At 57.6% G+C, this 20,148-nt stretch carries 15 protein-coding genes; 7 read left to right on the top strand and 8 right to left on the bottom strand.

Annotated features, from left to right (window positions below; genetic code table 11):
* The first annotated feature begins 507 nt into the window (after positions 1 to 507).
* Positions 508 to 1,458, top strand: a complete 951-nt coding sequence (locus tag HAP40_RS26565) for an NAD-dependent epimerase/dehydratase family protein (protein WP_414645344.1) — start codon at positions 508 to 510, stop codon at positions 1,456 to 1,458.
* Between the two features lie 312 nt (positions 1,459 to 1,770).
* On the opposite strand, the gene HAP40_RS26570 is transcribed toward HAP40_RS26565, so the two are convergent.
* The 7 genes from HAP40_RS26570 to rfbF form a co-directional block, all read right to left on the bottom strand.
* Positions 1,771 to 3,978: a hypothetical protein gene (locus HAP40_RS26570; RefSeq protein ID WP_166814963.1), complete on the bottom strand. Its 2,208-nt coding sequence runs from the start codon at positions 3,976 to 3,978 to the stop codon at positions 1,771 to 1,773.
* 253 nt (positions 3,979 to 4,231) lie between these two features.
* Positions 4,232 to 5,866: a carbamoyltransferase family protein gene (locus HAP40_RS26575; protein WP_166814962.1), complete on the bottom strand. Its 1,635-nt coding sequence runs from the start codon at positions 5,864 to 5,866 to the stop codon at positions 4,232 to 4,234.
* 164 nt (positions 5,867 to 6,030) lie between these two features.
* A complete protein-coding gene (locus HAP40_RS26580; RefSeq protein WP_166814961.1) occupies positions 6,031 to 7,971 on the bottom strand; it encodes a hypothetical protein in 1,941 nt (646 codons plus the stop codon).
* Positions 7,972 to 8,102: 131 nt separating this feature from the next.
* Entirely contained in the window at positions 8,103 to 8,927 is an 825-nt protein-coding gene (locus tag HAP40_RS26585; protein ID WP_166814960.1) for a glycosyltransferase family A protein, read from the bottom strand.
* Between the two features lies 1 nt (position 8,928).
* Complete coding sequence (locus HAP40_RS26590) at positions 8,929 to 10,227, bottom strand: class I SAM-dependent methyltransferase (RefSeq protein WP_166814959.1); 1,299 nt, start codon at positions 10,225 to 10,227, stop codon at positions 8,929 to 8,931.
* On the bottom strand, positions 10,151 to 11,266 hold the full coding sequence (rfbG, locus tag HAP40_RS26595) for a CDP-glucose 4,6-dehydratase (protein WP_246741354.1): 1,116 nt from the start codon (positions 11,264 to 11,266) through the stop codon (positions 10,151 to 10,153). Before rfbG ends, HAP40_RS26590 begins: the two co-directional genes overlap by 77 nt.
* A complete protein-coding gene (rfbF, locus tag HAP40_RS26600; protein WP_166814958.1) occupies positions 11,254 to 12,063 on the bottom strand; it encodes a glucose-1-phosphate cytidylyltransferase in 810 nt (269 codons plus the stop codon). Before rfbF ends, rfbG begins: the two co-directional genes overlap by 13 nt.
* A gap of 134 nt (positions 12,064 to 12,197) precedes the next feature.
* On the opposite strand from rfbF, the gene HAP40_RS26605 reads away from it, so the two are divergent.
* From HAP40_RS26605 to HAP40_RS26625, 5 genes are all read left to right on the top strand, one after another.
* Positions 12,198 to 13,058 (top strand): NAD(P)-dependent oxidoreductase, encoded by an 861-nt coding sequence (locus HAP40_RS26605; protein WP_166814957.1) that lies wholly within the window; start codon positions 12,198 to 12,200, stop codon positions 13,056 to 13,058.
* Complete coding sequence (locus HAP40_RS26610) at positions 13,058 to 14,110, top strand: glycosyltransferase family 2 protein (RefSeq protein ID WP_166814956.1); 1,053 nt, start codon at positions 13,058 to 13,060, stop codon at positions 14,108 to 14,110. The genes HAP40_RS26605 and HAP40_RS26610 overlap by 1 nt, the downstream gene beginning before the upstream one ends.
* 104 nt (positions 14,111 to 14,214) lie before the next feature.
* Positions 14,215 to 15,339 carry a DegT/DnrJ/EryC1/StrS family aminotransferase gene (locus HAP40_RS26615; RefSeq protein ID WP_166814955.1) on the top strand — a complete coding sequence of 375 codons (1,125 nt, stop codon included), beginning with the start codon at positions 14,215 to 14,217 and terminating at the stop codon, positions 15,337 to 15,339.
* A gap of 4 nt (positions 15,340 to 15,343) precedes the next feature.
* Positions 15,344 to 16,090 (top strand): formyltransferase family protein, encoded by a 747-nt coding sequence (locus HAP40_RS26620; protein ID WP_208024887.1) that lies wholly within the window; start codon positions 15,344 to 15,346, stop codon positions 16,088 to 16,090.
* Entirely contained in the window at positions 16,087 to 16,836 is a 750-nt protein-coding gene (locus HAP40_RS26625) for a cephalosporin hydroxylase family protein (RefSeq protein ID WP_166814954.1), read from the top strand. Before HAP40_RS26620 ends, HAP40_RS26625 begins: the two co-directional genes overlap by 4 nt.
* A 94-nt stretch (positions 16,837 to 16,930) precedes the next feature.
* Here the strand turns inward: HAP40_RS26625 and rfbC are convergent, their stop codons facing one another.
* Complete coding sequence (gene rfbC, locus HAP40_RS26630) at positions 16,931 to 17,476, bottom strand: dTDP-4-dehydrorhamnose 3,5-epimerase (RefSeq protein WP_166814953.1); 546 nt, start codon at positions 17,474 to 17,476, stop codon at positions 16,931 to 16,933.
* A gap of 247 nt (positions 17,477 to 17,723) precedes the next feature.
* On the opposite strand from rfbC, the gene HAP40_RS26635 reads away from it, so the two are divergent.
* Positions 17,724 to 19,943, top strand: coding sequence for a hypothetical protein (locus tag HAP40_RS26635; RefSeq protein ID WP_166814952.1), 2,220 nt, complete (start codon positions 17,724 to 17,726; stop codon positions 19,941 to 19,943).
* Positions 19,944 to 20,148: the final 205 nt, after the last annotated feature.

Raw genomic sequence — 20,148 nt, forward strand, 5'->3', positions numbered from 1 at the left:
GTCGGCGGGTCAGCTAAGGGCCAGACGCTGAAATCGCCACGGCTTTTCCCCATCCCAATCCGAGCGCTGGTTTCCGCTCGTTGCAGCCGCCACTCGTTGCGAATGAGCCACAGAATTTTGGAGGCATGTCGCTGGAGGGGCGAAGCGGAATGCTTGAACTGCAGGAGGTACTCACTGCATCAGAAACAAAAAGCCCCGGACGACGCCGGGGCTTTGAGCGACTGGTTTGATCGAGTAAGCAGATTAGTATTTCGCGACCACCGGGCCGCCGAAGCGATAGCTGACACCTGCACGCACGGTGTGGAAGACTGGATCATGTTCGTACGAGAAGCCGGGGAACGCGGCGGTTGAGGCGTTCCGAAAGCTGCCGAAGGAACCCGATTGTTGATCCAACGATGGGTGCAAATTACTCCGAGTTGTGTAAAGATTCGCCTCCCCTCAACGCTGATACGACGCACGGTTCGGCAGTTCAGGAACACTCAAGCATTTGCCAGCCGCGGATGGAAAATGATGCCCGATCGAGTACTCGTGACCGGAGCGAATGGTTTCATCGGGCGTCATGTGACACTCGCACTAGGGCGTGAAGGATTGTCGGTCCGTCGCGCTGTCCTTCGCTCCGACTGCATAGACAATGAAGTGGTGGTCGGACCCATCGGGCCCAATACGGATTGGTCAGCTGCACTTGAGGGCATCGATTGCGTTGTGCATCTCGCCGCCCGCGTGCATCATAAACATGAGGAGTATGCAGTTCAACTTTACCGCGATGTCAACGTTGCCGGCACACTCCACCTGGCGGATTGCGCCGCAAGGGCAGGAGTGCACCACTTCATCTTCGTAAGCTCAGTTCTTGTGCATGGCCGCACGAGTGATGGCCGGGCGCCTTTCAGCGAGGATGATCTTCTCACACCAACAGGTCTCTACGGCAAGTCGAAGGCGACGGCTGAGGCTGGGCTGAGCATGCTGGCGCGCGAAAGCACCATGAATATCTCGGTGATTAGGCCACCGCTCGTTTATGGTGCTGGCGCGAAGGGCAACTTTGCACTTTTGAAGCAAGCGGTCAATTTGGGGCTGCCATTGCCCTTTGGAGCTATCCGCAATCGTCGCGCCTTCCTCGCTGTGCAAAATCTCTCGTCGTTCATCGTGTGCCGGCTCACCCATTTGCATCTAGAGAGCAGCTTCGAAATCTTTCTCGTGGCCGACCAGGAGCAGGTCTCGACCCCCGTATTCATTGAGCGCCTAGCAATGGCGGCCGGCAAGAAACCGCGATTGTTCAACGTATCGCCGGAACTCCTGAGTGCGTTCTTTCGAGTGGTCGGCCAGCAACGTTTGCACGACAGCCTGATCGGCTCGCTTCAACTTGACATATCGAGGGCAATCGCCACGGGATGGCGACCGCAAGTAGGGCTGGACGAAGGACTGCGGCTCGCATTGTCACCTGATCAGCAGCAAAATAACTGAACTGCCTCTCCAAATTGGCTCCTTCGACAATCTGGCATTTCCTAAATAGATTGCATCAATCTCGGAGCAATGATGCAGAGACTCGAGAGAGTGAGTTCACGGTGAGTTGCTCGTTCGTATTGAGCCGAGTATTAATTCGAACCGACAGGAAGTGGCTTTAAGAAGACTCCCCATTCGGCGGGCTTGCGCCAACCCCCGGTTTAGGTCCTGACATTCGAGGCACTTAGCAAGACAGTTGACGCCCGCGAGAAGAGCTAGGATCAAGAGGTACAGGAATTTGAACCTGATCCTGCATACAGTTTTGCCCGCCCGTCACCGCATTAATTCTTCCAACCGTTGCCCGACAAGAAATTTCGCCGCGACTTCTCGCCGAACTCCTATGATTTGTCTGATTGGCGTTGGAAAAACAAAGCGAAAACGCGGATCGGGCGTCAGTGCAAGAGTGATCTGCGACGCACCTGCCTGGAAGTCGGTTGTTACCGCCAACGCGCTATCTCCCATTGGGCGAGGATCAACAAGCACGGAGCCGAGCTGAATGCGCTGAACCCGCTTGGTTATCGACCTTCCAGCAAGAACGACGAGATATTTTCCGGACTGCGGCGCGACAAATGGAATCGTCAGAAAGGGGGCGGTGTAGGACGCTGCGCCAAAATGAAGCCGGTCCGGATCCGGCTTGGCCAAGCTTTGCCAAAGCATGCCGCCGTCCGCGTCATGAATGGGCGTCATGCCAAGAGTCCTAGCGCACTCAGCGAGGTAGCTATCTTGCGAACCACGGAAGGATGCAAGCAAATTGATCTTATAGAGTGAGAGGACGTCTAACCCGGGATTGGCAAGGATCAGGTCGGGCGCGATCTCCTTTGGAGTTTTGTCGCACAACCGCAGCGACGTATGCGCATCGATATGTTGATAGGCAGGGAAAAGGCTGCAGAACACTGCGACTCGATCCGCATATAGATCACTCCACATGATGTATCGCGGATCAGGGATAAAGCTTGGAGATCGTGAAACAGCGAGAAGCAAGCCGTTTCTGTAGGCTTGCTGTGGATACTCGTATTCCGGCGGCACGAGCAACCGGCTCCCTTTCGTCAATTCCGCCGTTTGAGTTCGAAGACTGTCCAGCAACGCGGAAGCTCCCTCCGGCAACGGAATTGCGCGACCAATATACGTGAAGGCGCCGACTGACTTGCCAACCAGATCGGGCAATGTGCCCGCTGTCGCCCACAGATTGCGGAGCACGCCCAGCATGAGAAGAGGCATCACCGCGAAGATTGCGATCCTGCGGCTGCCCGAGGGTGGAATCATCAGAATGAAACCCGAGACGACCGCAAATGGGAGAATGGCGTTAGTCAGAAAACGGTATTCATGGTTCTGAAACCCGAAGATCTTGCCGTAACCCATTCCGATCGAAACGATCAACATTGCGGCAATCCAGATCAAGGCATCGGAGCGCTTGAGCAGTGGCGCGTTCAGGAAAACCAGCAGAGCACAAAGGATGTAGGCTAGATAAAACAGAACGAACTCGGTTTTGGGCAGAGGCGAATCGTAGGACTGAAATGCACTGCCCTGCAACCCGAGCTGCCATATCTGAAGCAGATAGGGCGACGCAACAGCCAGGGCCGCAAGACCATAAACGGCGGCAAAGCGCAGACTTCTGAAATCCGTCAGCGAGATGATGAAGGAGAAGAACCAATAAACCGCGAAATTGACCATCGATACGCCGGTCCTCCGGCTCACGAGGGCAATAGCTGTTGTAAGCACCAGGATTGCCGCAACTCTCAAAAGAGCATCGATCGGTCGTCCTTCTCGGATACGGGCTGCAATCGTATCGAAAACCACATAGACACTTGCCGTCGTCGCAACCTGCAGAAACGTCAGCGTGTGGGCCAGACAACAGACGCCAAGCAGCGCTCCTGCGAACAAGGTTAGCAACACTCCGCCTTGCCGTCTCGCACGGTATAGCGTTGCAAGCGAAGGAAGAAACAATCCCCAACCGAAACCTTGCGAAGACGCAATGCCGATCGCCTGCGCTGGCGGTATCAACGTTTGGGTGGGCGAGCGCAGCCCGGAGAGCGGTTCGACCAAAGTATAGAGATAGTGAACGAACGGGGTCTCGGCCGACGCAAGCGCAAGAACGGCCGAGAGCAACGCCGCTCCCCGCCCCCCCCCGACTGCGCGGACGGAGAAGTAAGTGCCGAGAAAGAGGAATGCGATCAGAAACGGAACGTAGATCAGGACCTGAGCTGAATAGGCTGGGAGGCCGGTTGTCCACGCAAGTAGATTTATCAGCCAGTCGGAAAGAAAGTTATAGAAGGTTGGGAACTCGCCGGAATAGGCGTCCGTCACAAGGGCGATGCCATGAAAACGGCCATAAAGAGAGAGCGAAACCGACTCGGTCTGGCCCACGGTATCTACTTGTCCGTGCCACAGATCCAAGAACTGACGACCGGCAAAAACGCCGATGAAGATAATCAGGCAAACTAGAACCAGGGCGGGATAATGATTGGCGCGATTGGCTTGCATGCGCGCAATTTGCCCGTCTATGATTCTCCAGTAAACAAGGGATTTTGATCATCCACTCCCACCATCTCGACTGTGCGAAGAATCCGATGGGTACAAGCCAGTTCGTGGCAGCAGGCGGATCAACGCGCTTCTTTTCGCCTCAGCGCAACTGGACGAGCGCGTTGTTCGAGTGCACGTCATGACACCTCGGTTGCGCCGATCTCAGCGAACTACGTCATTGGGTCGGCTAGCTGGAATTGGAGATATCCGCTCCTTATGATTTCGACAGCCGATAAGGCCCGAGATACAGCACGTCCAGACCGGAGCAAAAATAGGTATGCAGAGCTTCCAGCGGTGCATTCACCGTTGGCTGCTCGTTGATGTTGAGGCTCGTGTTGATCAGCATGGGTAGCGACGTTGATTTTGCGAACTCGCCGAGCAGGCGGCCGTAAAGCGGATTGGTATCGACGTGGACGCTCTGGATGCGTGCGGTTTTGTCGACGTGAACGACCGCGGGTATCTTGTCGGCGACCTTCTCGTTGACCGGAAAGGTCACGACCATGAAGGGCGCATCGAACGTCTCCTCGAAATATTCGGCTTGCCGTTCGTACAGTACCGACGGGCAAAACGGACGGAACTCCTCACGATACTTGATTGTGAGATTGATGCGATCCTTCATGCTGGCATGGCGCGGATCAGCGAGGATCGAGCGATTTCCGAGCGCGCGCGGTCCGTACTCCATCCGCCCCTGGAACCAGCCGACCGTCTTCTGTTCAGCGAGATCCGTCACGCAGCTCGAGACAGGATCCTCCAACAGCTCGAAACGCGCACCGATCTTGCCGAGGGTCTCGCGAATAACGTCGTTGGAATATTCAGGTCCCCAATACGCGTGAGATAGCGGTGAGATCGCGTGGCCGGCCTCAGCACACTTCATCATCGCGGCGCCCAATGCTACGCCGGCATCGTGGGGCACCGGCGGAACGTAGAGACGCTTTACGGACGGCTCCGCTGCGATCTCCATGTTCATCTTGCAGTTCAGCCCGACGCCGCCGGCGATGCAGACATTACCGCAGCCAGTCTCGGCGATCGCTGACCTGATCACCTCCGTAGCGACGATCTCGAGCTGCTTCTGGCCGCTGGCTGCGACGTTGGTCATGCGCCGGTCGAGCGGCGCGCCCCGCAGCCGCCGCGGCCCGAGGATTTCCTCCATCTTCTCGGTGAAGATGCGCTCCTGCCGCGTCGAGAAATCGCTGGTGAAAATGTCCGCATCGCGCCGGCGCTTGTCGAGTTCGGGATCGAGCTCGTAATTGATGCCGTTCGGGCGCAGCAGCTTGGCGAACTTGTCGAGATATTCAGGGCTGCCATAGGAGGACAAACCCATGACCTTATATTCGTCATTGGTCATCTGGTAGCCGAGATACTGCGTCAGCATCCCGTAATAGAGGCCCAGGCTGTTGTGCCGGCCGAACCGCGTCAGCACGCGAAAATCGTTGCCGCGCGCATGCGCGACAAGTCCGGAGCTGGAATCGCCAGAGAAGTCGAAGCATGCTACTGTCGCCTCCGAAAACCCGGAGCCGTAGAACGAGCTCGCCGCGTGACAGAGGTGGTGGTCATAAAGCTCGATCTTCGGGCTATGGCCGAACTGGTACTTGAAATATTCGGTCAGCCGCTGCGCGTAGTTAGTGTAAGTCTTCAGCGGCGAGCAGATCCAGTCGACGTCGCGCATGGTGATACCGGCCTGCTTGAGGCAGAATCCGATCGCGCCACGCGGCAGCTCGCCCCGCGCGTGCTTGGCCAGCGTGAAGCGTTCCTCCTCGGCCGCGGCGATCAACTCGCCGTCGCGGAGCAGGACGGCGGCGCCGTCGTGATGGCCGTGCTTGATGCCGGAGCTGATCCCGATCACATACATTCGTGCATACCTCCAGTTGGCCTTCTTATATGAACTGAAGGCAATGTAAATCGCGGATCATCGTCGCGGCGCCACGTTCGACGCGCATCAAATACTTGCGTTGCAACGCTTCAATCGCAACTCCGCCTACACGCCGTCATCGGCAGATGCCAAAATGACCAGCGTCACCGAACCGGACAATCGATCCTGCGCGCGATGGTCGGAGCCTCTAGGACGATGACCGTTGTCAGGTTTGACCTGGCAGCTCTCGCGCAGAGCTGCATGTCTGTCGTCGGGGCAGAGCTTGCATCAGGCAGGTAGACGGGAGGAGAATAAAGGCCGCATTTCAGAGCAGATGGAGTGAGCCCCCTTAGCAGCGGGACGCCGATTATCGCCGAGGCAAAAAACGGGTTGCCGCGGCAATCCACATTAGTGCTCCAGAATGCCGAATTGTCGGGCGGAACGAAAACGGCAGCATGGCGATCCTGCGCCAGTCCTGCGGACAATAGCGTTTGCTTCGCTTGGCCTCCGGGTGTTCGCTTTACGTCGTCTGCCAACGCTGCACGAGCGGGATTGCCGGGCGCCAGGAGCTCAAGAAGTCCTTGCCATGTCTTGATGTCCGGGCCGACACTTTCTCCGTTCAGCATGCGCATGCGCGTCCTAAGATCTTCGAACTGGAGTGCAACTTTCTTGAGGCTGTTCCTCTTCTCGCCGGTGGCCAGCGCAACGAGAACGATAGCCAAAATGAGGATGCCGGGCGTCAAACGGCGTAGGCCATTTTCTCCAAAAATGGCCGGGCCATAGGAGCTCACGAACACTATGCAGCCCCACGTCCCTACGTTCACGAAATAGTAGGCGGTGTCGTAGATGTCGAGCAGCAAAGCCGGCACGAGACAACCGATCACAAGGATGACAAACGTTTCCGCAATTTTCCTGTCGCGCGCCGAGCCTGATAGCCACACCTTTGCTGCAGCGTATAGCAGCACGAGATGTGCCGCGATGTTCGGCCATGCGCCCCGCGGATATTCCACGACGAAGCGGAAAGGGCTGAACCCGCGAGAATATGAGCCTGCATCCGGCGAAAAGATCGCGGCCAGTGGCGCGACGAGGAGCAGAATTGGCACGGCCAGCGTGATCAGGTTCCGCAGTGTCAAGCCTTGCTGTCGCCAGAGCAAATAGCCGGTAGCGCTCCAAAAAATAACGCCTACGGAAACTTTCGAGAGCTGGATCAAGATGCCGGTGATGACGAGTGCCGCGATCTGCAAGCTGGGACGCAACCGAAAGTCGTCCGCAGCGATTTCTGCCAGCAACGGAAACGCGAGCAAAAGCAGGGTGATAGACAGACAATAAGACTCCGAGACGAGATAGGAGGTCCATCCCCAAAGGTCAGCAGTGACCAAGAGCAGCAGCGGAACCAACATGACGAATGCGCCATCAACCGATCTCGCTTGCGCTGGCCGCAGCAAGTGGACCGCCAAGGCCATACTGAAAAACAGCATTGGAATGGCAACGATCTGAGTGCCGATGTAGTAGGCGTCCAACGTGGGGACACGAAGCCAGATCCCGATACAACCCAGCCATATGTGCGAGAGCACATGGTATTTAATTGGGGTTAGCCCATCGAGACCGAAGCTGAGAGCGCCATACTTGAGCAGCATGTTGGCGATGGCAGCATGGAAGAAGGTGTCGAGATGCTGAGTACCGATCACGGCCTGTTCCGGGGTGAGAACGGTCGCATAGCCCTTTGAATTCACCACGAAGAAATAGCCAATGCCGGCGGCGCAGCCGCACATCATGGCCAGCATGAAGCGGCTGCCCGGCATAACGCGAGCAGCTGCGGCCTCTCGCACCCCGATTGCCACCAGTCCGAACAGCAACGGATAGGCCACAATGTCGGTCGCGGCCCCAATCAGCCAGGCTAGACACGGCAGAAAAAACACCGCAAGCGTGAACAGGAGCACCGGAGCATAACCACGACGCCGCTGTTCGACGAATCTGACGGACAGGATGGTCGCACAGGATATGATCGCGGCAGCCAGCAAGAACGCCTTGACGAAAACGAACCAATGAGGGCCGCCCAACGGCATGCGCACGACGGCGCACATGGCCGCCGATACCGCCGACATCGTCCAACCGAAGATGGCAGAGAAGTAGATGGGACTCGAGACCAGCGTAACGTGCGACTCGTCTCGGCCAAGCCTCGGGGCGAGCGCCCCGAACAATCGTTGAGTGATCGGCACGTTCGCGAGCCCATTCCTCATCTTTGCCGCGAACGCCAGCCGGCATAGCGCATAAACGCGGCCTTACTGAGCACCGTCTTGTGAGTTTGCAACCGTTGCAGCGTTCGTTCAGCCCATGACAGCTTGATACCGAACTCGTCGGCCAATGCATTGAACTGTAGCAAGCTCAAATGATAGAGCTTGCCGGTCGCATTGCCCCCTGAATATCGATTGTGAATGAGCTGCCGCGGCAGATGAAACAATGAACCGTGCTCGGCGCTCTTGGCCGAATGATACACGTCCGCAAGGTAGCTGAAATGGCCAGGATAAGTGATGGCGGCTCCCGCTGACCGGCGGTGTAGCAGCGGAATACCGAAGAGATTCCTGCCCGATATAATCGAGGCCTTCAGCGTGGCGGCGGCATCGAAGCGGCCGTCGCGGTCGAAGCGCCGTGTTGCAAGCGTCCTGCCCAGTGCATCGATGTAAAGCATGTCGCAATACACCGACACGACGTCAGGCTCATCCATCATCACCTTCAACGCGCTGCTCAGCGCATCGGGCGCGCCGAGACGATCGTCACTGCAAAGAAACATATAATAATCGGCAGTAACCAACTCGCCGAGACGATTGATGTTATTCATCATCCCCTGGTTCTCGCGATTGCGATGAACCAGGAGGCGAGGCTCGGTCGAGGCTACGTTTGCCAGCCATTCCGAGGTTCCATCGGTGCTTGCGTTGTCGCTGACAATCACCTCGACGTCGACATCCTGCTGCATCAACACGGACGCCACGGCGTCAGGCAGGAACCGAATATCGTTATAGACGGGAATATAGACCTGAATTGTCTTATTTGATCCAGCCATCCTAAACGATCTCGAGCTCGGGCACGGCGAACACGATTTTCGTGCCCTGCTCACGACGTGCCGCAAAGAGTTGCAACAATTCCTCTCGAAGATTCCACGGCAACACCAGCACGAAATCTGGGCGCTCACTGTCGAGAATGCTCGGCGCAAAAACCGGCACATGGACACCCGGGATGAGCAAGTCCTGCTTGCTGGGATTGCTGTCAACGGTGAACGGCAGCAGATGTTTAGTAATGCGCGCGTGATTCAGCAGCGTGGTCGCCTTTGCGGGAGCGCCGAAGCCGGCAACCTTGCGGCCTGAGCGACGCGCGTCGATAAGGAAGCGGCGCAAATCCTCACCGATGCGATCGATACGATCCCGAAAAGCGGCGGCATTCGAAATTGCCTCAGAGAAAACCGCCTGCTCGCGCAACAACGTCTCGGACAGGCACTGAGACGGCGCAAAGGACGCCGCCTCGCGGCAGACGTACAAGCGTATCGAACCTCCATGCGTCGGCAGAAATTCGACATCGTAGACGCGAAGACCATGCCGCTTGAAAAGCTCAACCGCGGCACGGACCGTATAGTAGCTGTAGTGTTCGTGGTAAAATGAATCGAACTGCGAATTCTTGATCAGCGAAAGAAAGTAATGCACTTCGACTGTCAGCACACTCCCGTCCTGCAAGAGCCGCGCGAAGCCCGCAGTGAAGTCGTTCAAGTCAGGAACATGCGCGAACACGTTGTTTGCCACCATCAATTTGGGCTTCAGCCCACCGGCCGCGAGCCGCTCAGCGGTTTGTAATCCAAAAAATGCGGTCTCGGTCGGGATGCCCTTCTGGCGTGCTGCGTTCGCGACGTTTGCCGATGGCTCGACGCCAACAACCTGCATCCCCCGGTTCTTGAAGAAATTCAGTAGATAGCCGTCATTGGAGGCAACTTCCGCGACGACATCTCCCTCCTGCAGGGAAAAGCGTCGAATGGCTTGGTCGGTAAACGCCTCGCAATGGGTCAGCCATGAATCCGAGAAGGACGAGAAATAGGCGTAGTTGCCGTGAAAGTGCGTATCGGCCGGAAGGTCTTCCGCGAGCTGGACCAATTGGCACGCGTCGCACGCCATGACTCGCAGTGGGTAGAATTTTTCACCCGAAGCGACGTCCTGCGGACGCAGCAGCGCATTGGAAATCGGCATCGCGCCAAAATCGATGATCTCCTGGCGCAGTTCCGCTCCACAGGAGCGGCAATGGCTAGATCGAAGTATGTGCGGGGGCAAGTCGATGCTCAATCTGTTGTTGGCAAAGCTCCAACGGGTCTTTGCCAGCATGGAAGGCTTTATACCAGGATATGCTTTCAGCGACAGCCTCTCGGGAGGACATGCGAGGTTGCCATCCCAAGACGCTGACGGCCTTGCGGGAGTCAAGTTGCAGGAGCTTGCTTTCCTTCATAGCACTATCGCCGGCAACGACGTGCCAGCTGAAGCGCTCGGGCCAGATTTCGGCAATCCAGTCGCAAACCTCCGAGACCGCTGCGCTGGGTTGATCGGGCAGCGGGCCGAAATTGTAGGCGGAGTCGTTGGGATCGGCGACGATCTGATTTTGTCGCATGCCATGTTCGATCAGCATCAGGTAACCGATCAGAGCATCGAGCACAAACTGCCAAGGCCGGGTCGATGACGGGCTTCGAACGCTCAATGGAGTTTGGTCAAACGCGGCGCGAACTGCGTCCGGGATCAGGCGGTCCTTGGACCAGTCGCCACCGCCGACGATGTTGCCGGCCCGCGCCACGAGTGAGACCACGCCACCAGGCCGCTGATAGGAGGCGCGATAGGAGGCGATGACCGCCTCAGTGGCAGCCTTGCTCGCGCTATAGGGATCGTGGCCACCCAAGCGGTCGCTTTCGACGAAGTGCCGCCCCAGCTCTTGATTGTAATAAACCTTGTCAGTCGTGGTCGTCAGAATCGCCTGCAACGATTTCTGTCCACGTAATGCTTCGAACAGATTGACCGTGCCCATCACATTCGTATCGAAGGTGACGGCAGGGAATTGATATGCGAAACGGACCAGCGACTGGGCGGCAAGATGGATGACGATTTCCGGGCCTTCTGCATCGACGATGGCCTGGATCTGCTTCGCGTCGCGCAAATCTCCCACATAATGGGCTTCGATGTGCTTTGCGAGCCCAGCCTGCTCAAACAGACTCGGTTGTTCGGCCTCAAGTGACACCCCTGCAACGCGCGCTCCGAGGCTACGGAGCAACATCGTCATCCACGCGCCCTTGAAGCCGGTGTGCCCCGTCAGCAGTATCTTTTTGCCGTTCCAGAAATGGCGATCCAGAATCGCGCTGGCTTCGATCATGATTTCCACATTCGCCAAGCGGCCCGATCCTCGGCCCACAACTGCTCGAGCAACTGCATCTCGCGGAAAGTGTCCATGCATTGCCAGAAGCCGCTGTGCCGATAAACGCTGACCTGGTTCTCCCGGGACAGCGTTTCGAGCACGGACGTTTCGAGAGGATCGTTGCCGTCATTTGCCAGCATTTCGAACGCCGACCGCTCGAAAACCATGAAGCCGCCGTTGATCCAGCCGGACCCCACTTGCGGCTTCTCGACGAAGCTCCGCACCGTATCCCCCTCGAGATCGAGTTCGCCGAACCTTGAAGATGGCCGAACCGCTGTGACCGTCACCATCCTGCCCGAGGCGAAATGATGCTCGAGCAGGCGATCGATGTCGATGTCAGCCACGCCGTCGCCGTAGGTCAGAAAGAAGCGCTCGCCATCGAGAACGCTAAGCGCGCGCTTCACGCGCGTTCCCGTCAAGGTCTCGATACCGGTATCGATCAAGGACACCCGCCAGTTCTCCACCCGTTCCTGGGCGCCGAGGTGTTCGACGTGATTGTCGGCCAGGTGGACCCGGTAGCTGCCGGTGTTCGATCGGTAGTTCAGAAAGTAGTTCTTGATGATTTCGGCCTTGTACCCCAGGCAAAGGTGGAAATCGTTGCAGCCGAAATGATTGTAGATCCGCATGATGTGCCAAAGGATCGGGCGCCCCCCGATGGTGACCATCGGTTTCGGTTTAAACTCAGTCTCCTCGCGCAGGCGCGTACCCTGCCCCCCGCAGAGGATTATGACCCCAAGGTCACTACTCTTCCCGGAACGCTTCATCGATCCTCCTATGCGGGCGTACCTTGACGTCAAAGGCAGTCCTCTATAACCATTTCCCCGGTCGCTCAAGCAAAACGCGTATTTTGGGCGCGGTCCCGGGGGGACTCGCAGGGCCGGATTGATCCAAGGGTGACATGAACGGTGCCAATCGAAACGCTGTACTGATTGGACACTCGGGCTTTCTCGGTACTGCGCTAAAGGCCGCAGTCGAGGCGCGGCCAGGAACTGACGCCGAGCTTGCAAGCCGTGACTTCGTGAGGCAGGTGCTGGAGGGAAACGGGGATCAAGCCGTCTCGTCCATGCTCGTGCCTGGCGTCGCCCAGGACTGGATTTGCGCGGTCGGCATCGTCAATCCAGGGGCCGATCCGGCCCTGATCGAGGCCATCAACGTCGAATTTCCGCGGCGCCTTCATGCTCTCCTCGGCGCCTTGGCGGCGCCAGACGGGGTACGTTTGGTGACAATAGGCTCGGTGCTCGAAAGTCACGGTGCGCTGGCGTCATCCAATGCCTATTTGGCGTCCAAGTCGCGCATGTTTGAGACCCTCTCCGGTGCAGGCGGCGCATTGCGCTGGCACCACATCCGACTGCACACGCTTTATGGTGGAAGCAAGAGGCCACATCCATTCATGTTCGCCGGTCAGATGTTCGACGCGCTCATTCGGAAGGAGCGGTTCAAGATGAGCGGCGGCACGCAGTTGCGCGAGTATCACCATGTCCAGGATATCGCGGAGAGCGTCTGGTCGTTTCTCTCCGTGGACGGTCGGGATCGAGTGATCGAATTGAGTTCCGCGGAGCCGATCCGCCTGCGTGAGCTCGCCTCCGCCGTGTTCGAACACTTCAACGAAAATGATCTGCTGGAAATCGGTTCCAAGATCCATTCTCATGGCGAAGTGTTCGAAAGTGTCTATCAGCGCTGTCCTTATCTTGCCGCGAGCCGTGATCCGATCGAGGGAGTCATTTGCTGGTTCAAGGAGCTGAACGTGGTGAGGTCCTGATGGCCGGCCTGGTCTCCATTATCGTTCCAGCCCTGAACGAAGAGGGAAACATCGAACCCTTGTTCCAGCGACTGACCGCGCTGGCACGGCGCATCCGCGAAGAGTTGGACATGGCAACCGAAGTCGTGGCCAACGACAATTGTTCTGTCGACAAGACGCTGGACGAACTCAAGCAGCAGGCGCTTCGGATCGACCCCAGCGTGCTCACTGTTCGGATCTTTCGCTTCTCGCGCAATATCGGATTCCAGAAATCCATTCTCGTCGGGTACCACAAGGCGCGAGGCGACGCGGTCGCGCAAATCGATGCCGATATGCAAGATCCACCCGAGCTTCTGCTCGAGTTCCTGCAGAAATGGAGGGAGGGATATCACATCGTCTACGGCGTGCGGCGGCGCCCCGAGGAGGATCTGCCGACGAAAGCCGCGCGGATGGCTTTTTATCGCCTCATCAACCACCTGAGCGATGATGCCCTGCCGCACGATGCCGGTGATTTCCGCCTGCTCGACCGGCAAGTCGTGGACGTAGTCTGCGCATTGCACGACAACGATCCTTATCTGCGCGGCACGATCGCCAGTCTTGGCCTGAAGCAGATTGGAATAACATACGAGCGTTCGTCGAGAGCACACGGGCAATCGAAGTTCGGTTTTTCACAGCTCTTGAAATTGGCGATCGATGGCATCACCAATCACACCACCATTCCGTTGCGGCTCTCAAGTTATCTGGGACTGATCCTCGTGGCTGCGGCAAGCGTGTTGGTGTGTGTTTATTTGTTCGCCTGGATCACGAGCGACAGGCCAATGCCGCTCGGCTTCATGACGCTGGCACTGCTTCAACTCGGAACGATGGCCACCGTGTCGTTTCTATTCGCAATTCAGGGATTTTACGTGCAGCGGATCTACAATCAGGTCAAGGATAAGCCGCTGGCAATTATTGAGCACTCCATTCAACAAGAGACCCATGGCGGCGCTGTGACCGTAAGCGGCCAGCCGATCGAGGTTCTCTGGACCGGAAATCATGACCGGCCTCATTATGACAGATTGGCCGGGAAATGACGCGATGATCAGTTGGACCGCCCGCCCTCGTGATGCGCGTGCATCCGATCGACCCCATCCTATCTTCATTCTTCAGAACCAGCTCGGTTTCGGAGCAAGCCATCATGGATACAGCCAAGCCATCGCGTGTTCTCTACACCAAACCCTCCATTACCGAGCTGGAAGTTCGATACGCTACGGACGCCGCCGCAAATGGCTGGGGCGAGCGCTGCTATGACTACATCAATCGCTTCGAAGCCGCGTTCAAGGCCCACCTTGGCACATCGTATGCGATTGCCACGTCCAGCTGCACCGGAGCGCTTCACATGGGAATGGCGGCGCTTGGGATTGGTCCCGGCGACGAAGTCATCATGGCCGATACCAACTGGATCGCCTCAGCCGCACCGATCACGCACCTCGGTGCCAAGCCGGTATTTGTCGACATCCGGCCGGACAGCTGGTGCATCGATCCCGATCTGGTAGAGGCTGCGGTTACGCCGCGGACGAAAGCTATCCTGGCCGTCCATATTTACGGCAACCTGTGCGACATGGACCGCCTCCTCGCGATTGGCGAGAAACATGCCATTCCCGTGATCGAGGACGCAGCGGAAGCGATCGGTTCATTGTATTTCGGCAAACGTGCGGGCAGCATGGGGGCGTTCGGAGCCTTCTCCTTTCACGGTACGAAGACGGTCACCACCGGTGAGGGTGGCATGTTCGTGACGAACGACGGCGCGCTTTACGAGCGGGTGCTGACGCTCTCAAACCACGGCAGATCGCGCACGCAAACCAAACAGTTTTGGCCCGACATCGTCGGATTCAAGTACAAGATGTCAAACGTTCAGGCCGCCATGGGCTGTGCCCAGATGGAGCGCATTGCCGAGTTGACCGGTCGCAAGCAACAGATCTTCCACTATTACCGGGACCGCCTGCAAGATTTGCCCGGTGTGCGGATGAATCCGGAGCCGACCAACATCATCAATGGCGCCTGGATGCCTACCGTCGTGTTCGACGCGTCAAGCGGAGTCACACGTGAAAAGCTTGTTGCGGCGTTTGCAGCGAACAACATCGACGCCCGCGTCTTTTTCTACCCGCTATCGGGCCTCTCGATGTTCGAGGAAGTGCCAGACAACAGGCATGCGCACGACGTCCCCGGCCGTGCGATCAATCTGCCGAGCTATCATGACATGACGCGAGAGGACCAGGATCGCGTGATTTCGGTGGTGCGCGCAATGTTGCGGGAGGAGTGAGACGTTGATCAAACTCTTGCTGTTTGCGGACGGCCATGTCGGCTCTGAAGTCGCCCGCTGGCTGATCGCCCATTATAGGAGCGATATCGCGCTGGTGGTCACCACCGCCGACAACGATATCGCTGCAAGTGCCCGCAATGCCGAGCTGCGCACGCTGGTGTTCGAGTCTTCCGAGCAGATCTTGCGCTTTGCCGCAAGTGAAGGGCTCTCCTTCGATCTCGGTCTGCTGGCGTGGTGGCCGAAAATCATCCGGCAGCCGCTGCTCTCGCTGCCACGGCGCGGCTTTATCAACACCCACCCAAGTCTGCTGCCTTACGGCAGGGGCAAGCACTACAATTTCTGGTCGATCCTCGATCGCGTGCCCTTTGGCGTCAGCCTCCACATGGTCGACGAAGGGGTAGACAGCGGCGATATCGTCGCGCAGCTCGAAATTCCCTACGACTGGGAAGATACCGGCGGATCGCTGTACCGCAAGGGGATTGATGCAATGCTGATGCTGGTCCAAGAAACCTATCCCCGGCTGCGCAACGTGAATTTCGAGACTCGGCCGCAGAACCTCGCGATCGGCACGTTCCATCGCGCATCCGAGCTGGAACCGGCGAGCTCGATCGTCTTGGACCAGACCTGCGAGGTGCGCGATCTGCTGAACCGGCTTCGCGCCCGTACGTTTCCAGGCTATCCCGCGTGCACTTTCACGGACGGAGACGATGTTTATGAAGTCCGTGTCGACATCAAAAGGAAATCGCGATGAGCGAGCACGAGAAATTCAAGCGAGAATGCGCCGATGAGATCACCAGCATGGGCAATGATCACGAGCTCGCCGCGGCCACGAGGTCGTGGATGGACCGCGCCAATCGCGCAAAATATTCGTACCATTTCGAATGGATGGGACGTCCCGTCATCCAATATCCGCAGGACGTCCTCGCCCTTCAGGAAATCATCTGGTCGGTCAAGCCGGATCTCGTTATCGAAACCGGCATCGCCCATGGCGGTTCGCTCATTTTATCAGCGTCGATATTGGAGCTGAACGCGATTTCGGGCGGACCGCAAGACGCGCACGTGTTGGGTATAGACATCGACATCCGCGCGCACAATCGTGCAGCGATCGAAGCCCATCCGTTGGCACGACGCATTTCCACGATCGAGGGCTCAAGCGTAGCGCCCGAAGTGATTTCTGCGGTCAGAGCGAGGGCTGCCGGCAAACGCAGCGTGCTCGTCATACTCGACAGCAACCACACACACGAACACGTGCTTGCCGAGTTGGAGGCCTACGCGGACCTGACGACGGTTGGAAGCTATTGTATCGTGTTCGATACCGTCATCGAGGATATGCCGGAAGACGCCTTCATCGATCGTCCCTGGGGCAGAGGCAACAATGCAAAGACTGCGGCGTGGGACTTCCTCAAGCGCCATCCCGAGTTCGAAATCGACAAGAGCATCCAGAACAAGCTACTGATCACCGTGGCTCCAGACGGGTATCTGAAGCGGATCCGTTGAGCTTCAAAAGGCCGCATGGCCGCCCACTCGCATCGTCGACAAACCAATGTTCGGTCGCCAAAACGCCTGATGCTGAAAGGTTGTGGCTCTTCACTTATCGTGCATCGCGCCATGTCTTCAATGTCGGCAGCAAGCGGTCCTTTGCTGACATGACAATCGGTTCGAATGGCCAGCTAACTTCAAGTTCGGGATCATTCCAGACGATGCCCGCCGCCGATGTTGGAACGAAAGGATCGGCCATCTGGTAGAGTAGCTCCGTATCATCCGTGAGGGTCATGAATCCATGCGCAAAGCCGGCGGGAACATAGAGGCTACGACCGTTCTCCTCGCTCAAATGCACTGCATGCCAGCGGCCATAGCTGGCTGAACCATCGCGAACATCGACGATGACGTCATAGACTTGGCCGCGAACGCAGCGGATCAGCTTGGTTTCACCGTGGGGCTCGCGCTGCAAGTGCAGTCCGCGGAGGGTGCCTCTGCGCATATTGAACGAAGTCGAACACTGCAGGCTGCAGTCTTTCAAGCCTTGCGCCAGAAATGTTTCCCGGCAGTAGGTGCGCGCGAAGTGGCCCCGCTCGTCGATGTGACGATCCGGATGGATCAGCAGCGCCCCATCAAGCATCAGTCTTTCGAATATCATCGGAGTTGCCCCTTCACGTCGACAACGGTTGGCATTCTTCCACTTGGGTGGCGCAACGGGTTTTCTCTACTTTGGGTTATCAGTTCTACCATTCGCGGAAAGCCGGTCGGGAAACCTTATCAAAAGGTGGCATTCGGGCCACGGATTTGCTACGTGCCTTCTCGCTCCAAATTACGTGAGAATTCAGAGCTGTATCGCAGATATCGAAGAGCGGGCTCTAAACAGCTTTGACGCCAGGATGAGAAATGTGACCCGCAATCAACCTACCCTCGTTTGGGCTTGCCTGTTTGCTCTCGTTTGTCTCTTTATTTTCATCTTCGCCGGACCGCAAATCACGGACTTTTGGCACGGCAATGCCAACACCGTTCGTCACATTGAATCGGTCTCCCTATCGCTCTACGGCCGATTCCATGGCACGGCCTTCGTCACCGACGCATATTCGGGAGAGTTTCCGACTTACTACAATTTTCTCTCCGACTGGCTAATCAATCTGATTGCCCACGTGACTGGCCTACCTCCCTTTGAGGCCCAGGCCGTTATTTATGTTCCGCTTCTGCTAACGCTGTTGCTTCTCGGAGCTTATTTGTCCATGCGCGCGCTCGACATTGAGCGAAGCGTTGCGTTGTTCATGGCGCTGCTAGTGGTCGGAGCTGGAGAAACACCATTCGTTCAGCACTTCTATCGTGTTTTTCAGCGCTTTTCTGGCGTGTCACAGGCGAGCGGCAACTTGATCCCTCCTGCGGAGAGCATGGGAGTTGCATCCTCTCAGGATTTGGGATGGGTGCTGTTTCTTCCAGTGCTTGCATCTCTTTACTGCGCAAAGAGGGGTGACCGCGCGATTACTACCATTTTCGCCGGCGCTCTGCTCGGCGTAGCCTGCCTTGCCCACACCCTAACCTTTCTTCAACTTGCAACCACCGTAAGCGTTTGTGTCGCTGCCGACGGCATCGCCAGCCTGGTTCGGGCCGGACGAATTGGGAATGCGATCGCTCGAGCAAGCGTGATCGTCATCGTCCTCGCCTTGATGATCATGCGCGGCAATGTGGTTGGGCTCTCCATGCTCAGCTTCGTGGTGTTCTGGTCCACCTGCTTCCTGACTTCGTTGGTGGATGCGCGCAGTTTGCGATTCACCGCCATCTACGGCGTCAGCGCCGCGATCGTGGCATCACCCTATGCCCTTCAAGTTTGGCAGCTGTCACTGCAAGCCGGGCGCTTCGAGGAAGTCGATTCCTACGCCAGGGTCCCGACGATTGAATTTATCCTGTTTCATCTCGTCTATATCGCGTCAGTCGCGATCGTACTTCTGAACGCTCGCAGGCTTGGCAGGCCGGACCTGCTGATCTGGTTGTCGGTAATGCTGCTCGTTTCCGTGGGCATGGGCCTCGGAGCGTTCGGACTCAACAGCCATGCCTACCGATTTTGGACCAATGCCATCATTCCGTTTGCCCTGTTTGCCGGTTTCTCGCTTACCGTTCCACCCTCCCCGAGCCGCAAGATGGTGCTGGGCCTGATCGTTCCGCTTTTGCTGATTGGCGTCGTCAGGAATTTGTGGGTCGTGCGTTATCCGTTGCCTGAGGCGATCAGCCGAACCGTCGGCTCCGTCGAGAGCTACAACGGAGCACGCCCCTTGCCAACAGGGGCATCGGCGTTGCTCGACCAGCTTCGAACGCAGACCGCCCCGCTTCCCTCCGGCAGCCGGGTGCTCGTGCCTCCGGAATACGACTACCCGCAACAGGCATACAGAAATGGCCTGATGTTGGCTGTATCAAGCATTTCCAGCTTCGTACCCGACCCGCGCTATATCATGTGGCACGACCTTTACGCGGATCGCGTCGCCGTCTTCTGCAGTCTGTTTCCCGCTTATCCGCACTACGACTTGCATACGAAGGCGAGGCTCTGTGACCAGACGCCGAAGCAGCTCGCTCCGGGGCACCTCGACCTGATCGACGTCCGCGCCGCTCCCGATGTGCTCGCGCTCTATCGCGTCAGATTGCTTGCCCTGCTTCAAGGCCCTCCGGCCGATACCATGATCGAGCAAGCTCAGCGGCTGGGCCTGAAGCCGATCTACGACGGTGGCGGCAGCATGATTTGGGACACAAAGTCCCAACCCGATCCGGACAGAATTTCCTTTGGCCCTGCGACATATCGCGAGCCAGAGCTGTCGATTCCAATGGTGGCGCCGCAGGCGGGACGCTACATCATCGTTCTGGCCGGAAGGACAATTGCGAGCAACGTTCGTCAACTTCGGTCGGGTCAGGCACCGGCTGAGCTTCATCCGCTCGGAGCTGACGCCATTGCCGTGGCGATGGATCTGCCTGCCGGAGCATCTGAGATGACGCTCACCTTGTCGCTCGACAGCCGTTTGCGGACTGTGTTTCCCACTCCGATCCGATTGATCGTGGGAGTCAAGCAAGAAGCCGCTCAGAAGGTAATCGCCGGCCCATCGCTCCAACAATTGTTGCGGTGACAACTCGTAGCGAATCACCACTTGATTGGTCAGGGTGTGCGGCGACGCGAGGGCATCGCACAAGGCGGCAATTCACGCAGGCTGGACCGCTCCGCCACCCGATCTCGGGAGGCGCATCGTCGCTGAATGACGGGGACGGCCGGATAGCTATTCAGGCACCGCGATTCATGCGCCGCTCCAAAGAACCCCAACGCGGAAACGCCGA

It is taken from the genome of Bradyrhizobium sp. 1(2017) (assembly GCF_011602485.2).
In the GTDB taxonomy this organism is placed as follows: Bacteria; Pseudomonadota; Alphaproteobacteria; order Rhizobiales; family Xanthobacteraceae; genus Bradyrhizobium.

Excerpts from the sequence above, each read along its gene's own strand:
- HAP40_RS26615 (WP_166814955.1), top strand. The coding sequence starts at position 14,215 with ATGGATACAGCCAAGCCATCGCGTGTTCTCTACACCAAACCCTCCATT.
- HAP40_RS26570 (WP_166814963.1), bottom strand. The coding sequence starts at position 3,978 with ATGCAAGCCAATCGCGCCAATCATTATCCCGCCCTGGTTCTAGTTTGC.
- HAP40_RS26585 (WP_166814960.1), bottom strand. The coding sequence starts at position 8,927 with ATGGCTGGATCAAATAAGACAATTCAGGTCTATATTCCCGTCTATAAC.
- HAP40_RS26590 (WP_166814959.1), bottom strand. The coding sequence starts at position 10,227 with ATGCTGGCAAAGACCCGTTGGAGCTTTGCCAACAACAGATTGAGCATC.
- HAP40_RS26575 (WP_166814962.1), bottom strand. The coding sequence starts at position 5,866 with ATGTATGTGATCGGGATCAGCTCCGGCATCAAGCACGGCCATCACGAC.
- HAP40_RS26610 (WP_166814956.1), top strand. The coding sequence starts at position 13,058 with ATGGCCGGCCTGGTCTCCATTATCGTTCCAGCCCTGAACGAAGAGGGA.
- HAP40_RS26605 (WP_166814957.1), top strand. The coding sequence starts at position 12,198 with ATGAACGGTGCCAATCGAAACGCTGTACTGATTGGACACTCGGGCTTT.
- rfbC (WP_166814953.1), bottom strand. The coding sequence starts at position 17,476 with ATGATATTCGAAAGACTGATGCTTGATGGGGCGCTGCTGATCCATCCG.
- HAP40_RS26580 (WP_166814961.1), bottom strand. The coding sequence starts at position 7,971 with ATGTCGGCGGTATCGGCGGCCATGTGCGCCGTCGTGCGCATGCCGTTG.
- HAP40_RS26625 (WP_166814954.1), top strand. The coding sequence starts at position 16,087 with ATGAGCGAGCACGAGAAATTCAAGCGAGAATGCGCCGATGAGATCACC.
- HAP40_RS26565 (WP_414645344.1), top strand. The coding sequence starts at position 508 with ATGATGCCCGATCGAGTACTCGTGACCGGAGCGAATGGTTTCATCGGG.
- rfbF (WP_166814958.1), bottom strand. The coding sequence starts at position 12,063 with ATGAAGCGTTCCGGGAAGAGTAGTGACCTTGGGGTCATAATCCTCTGC.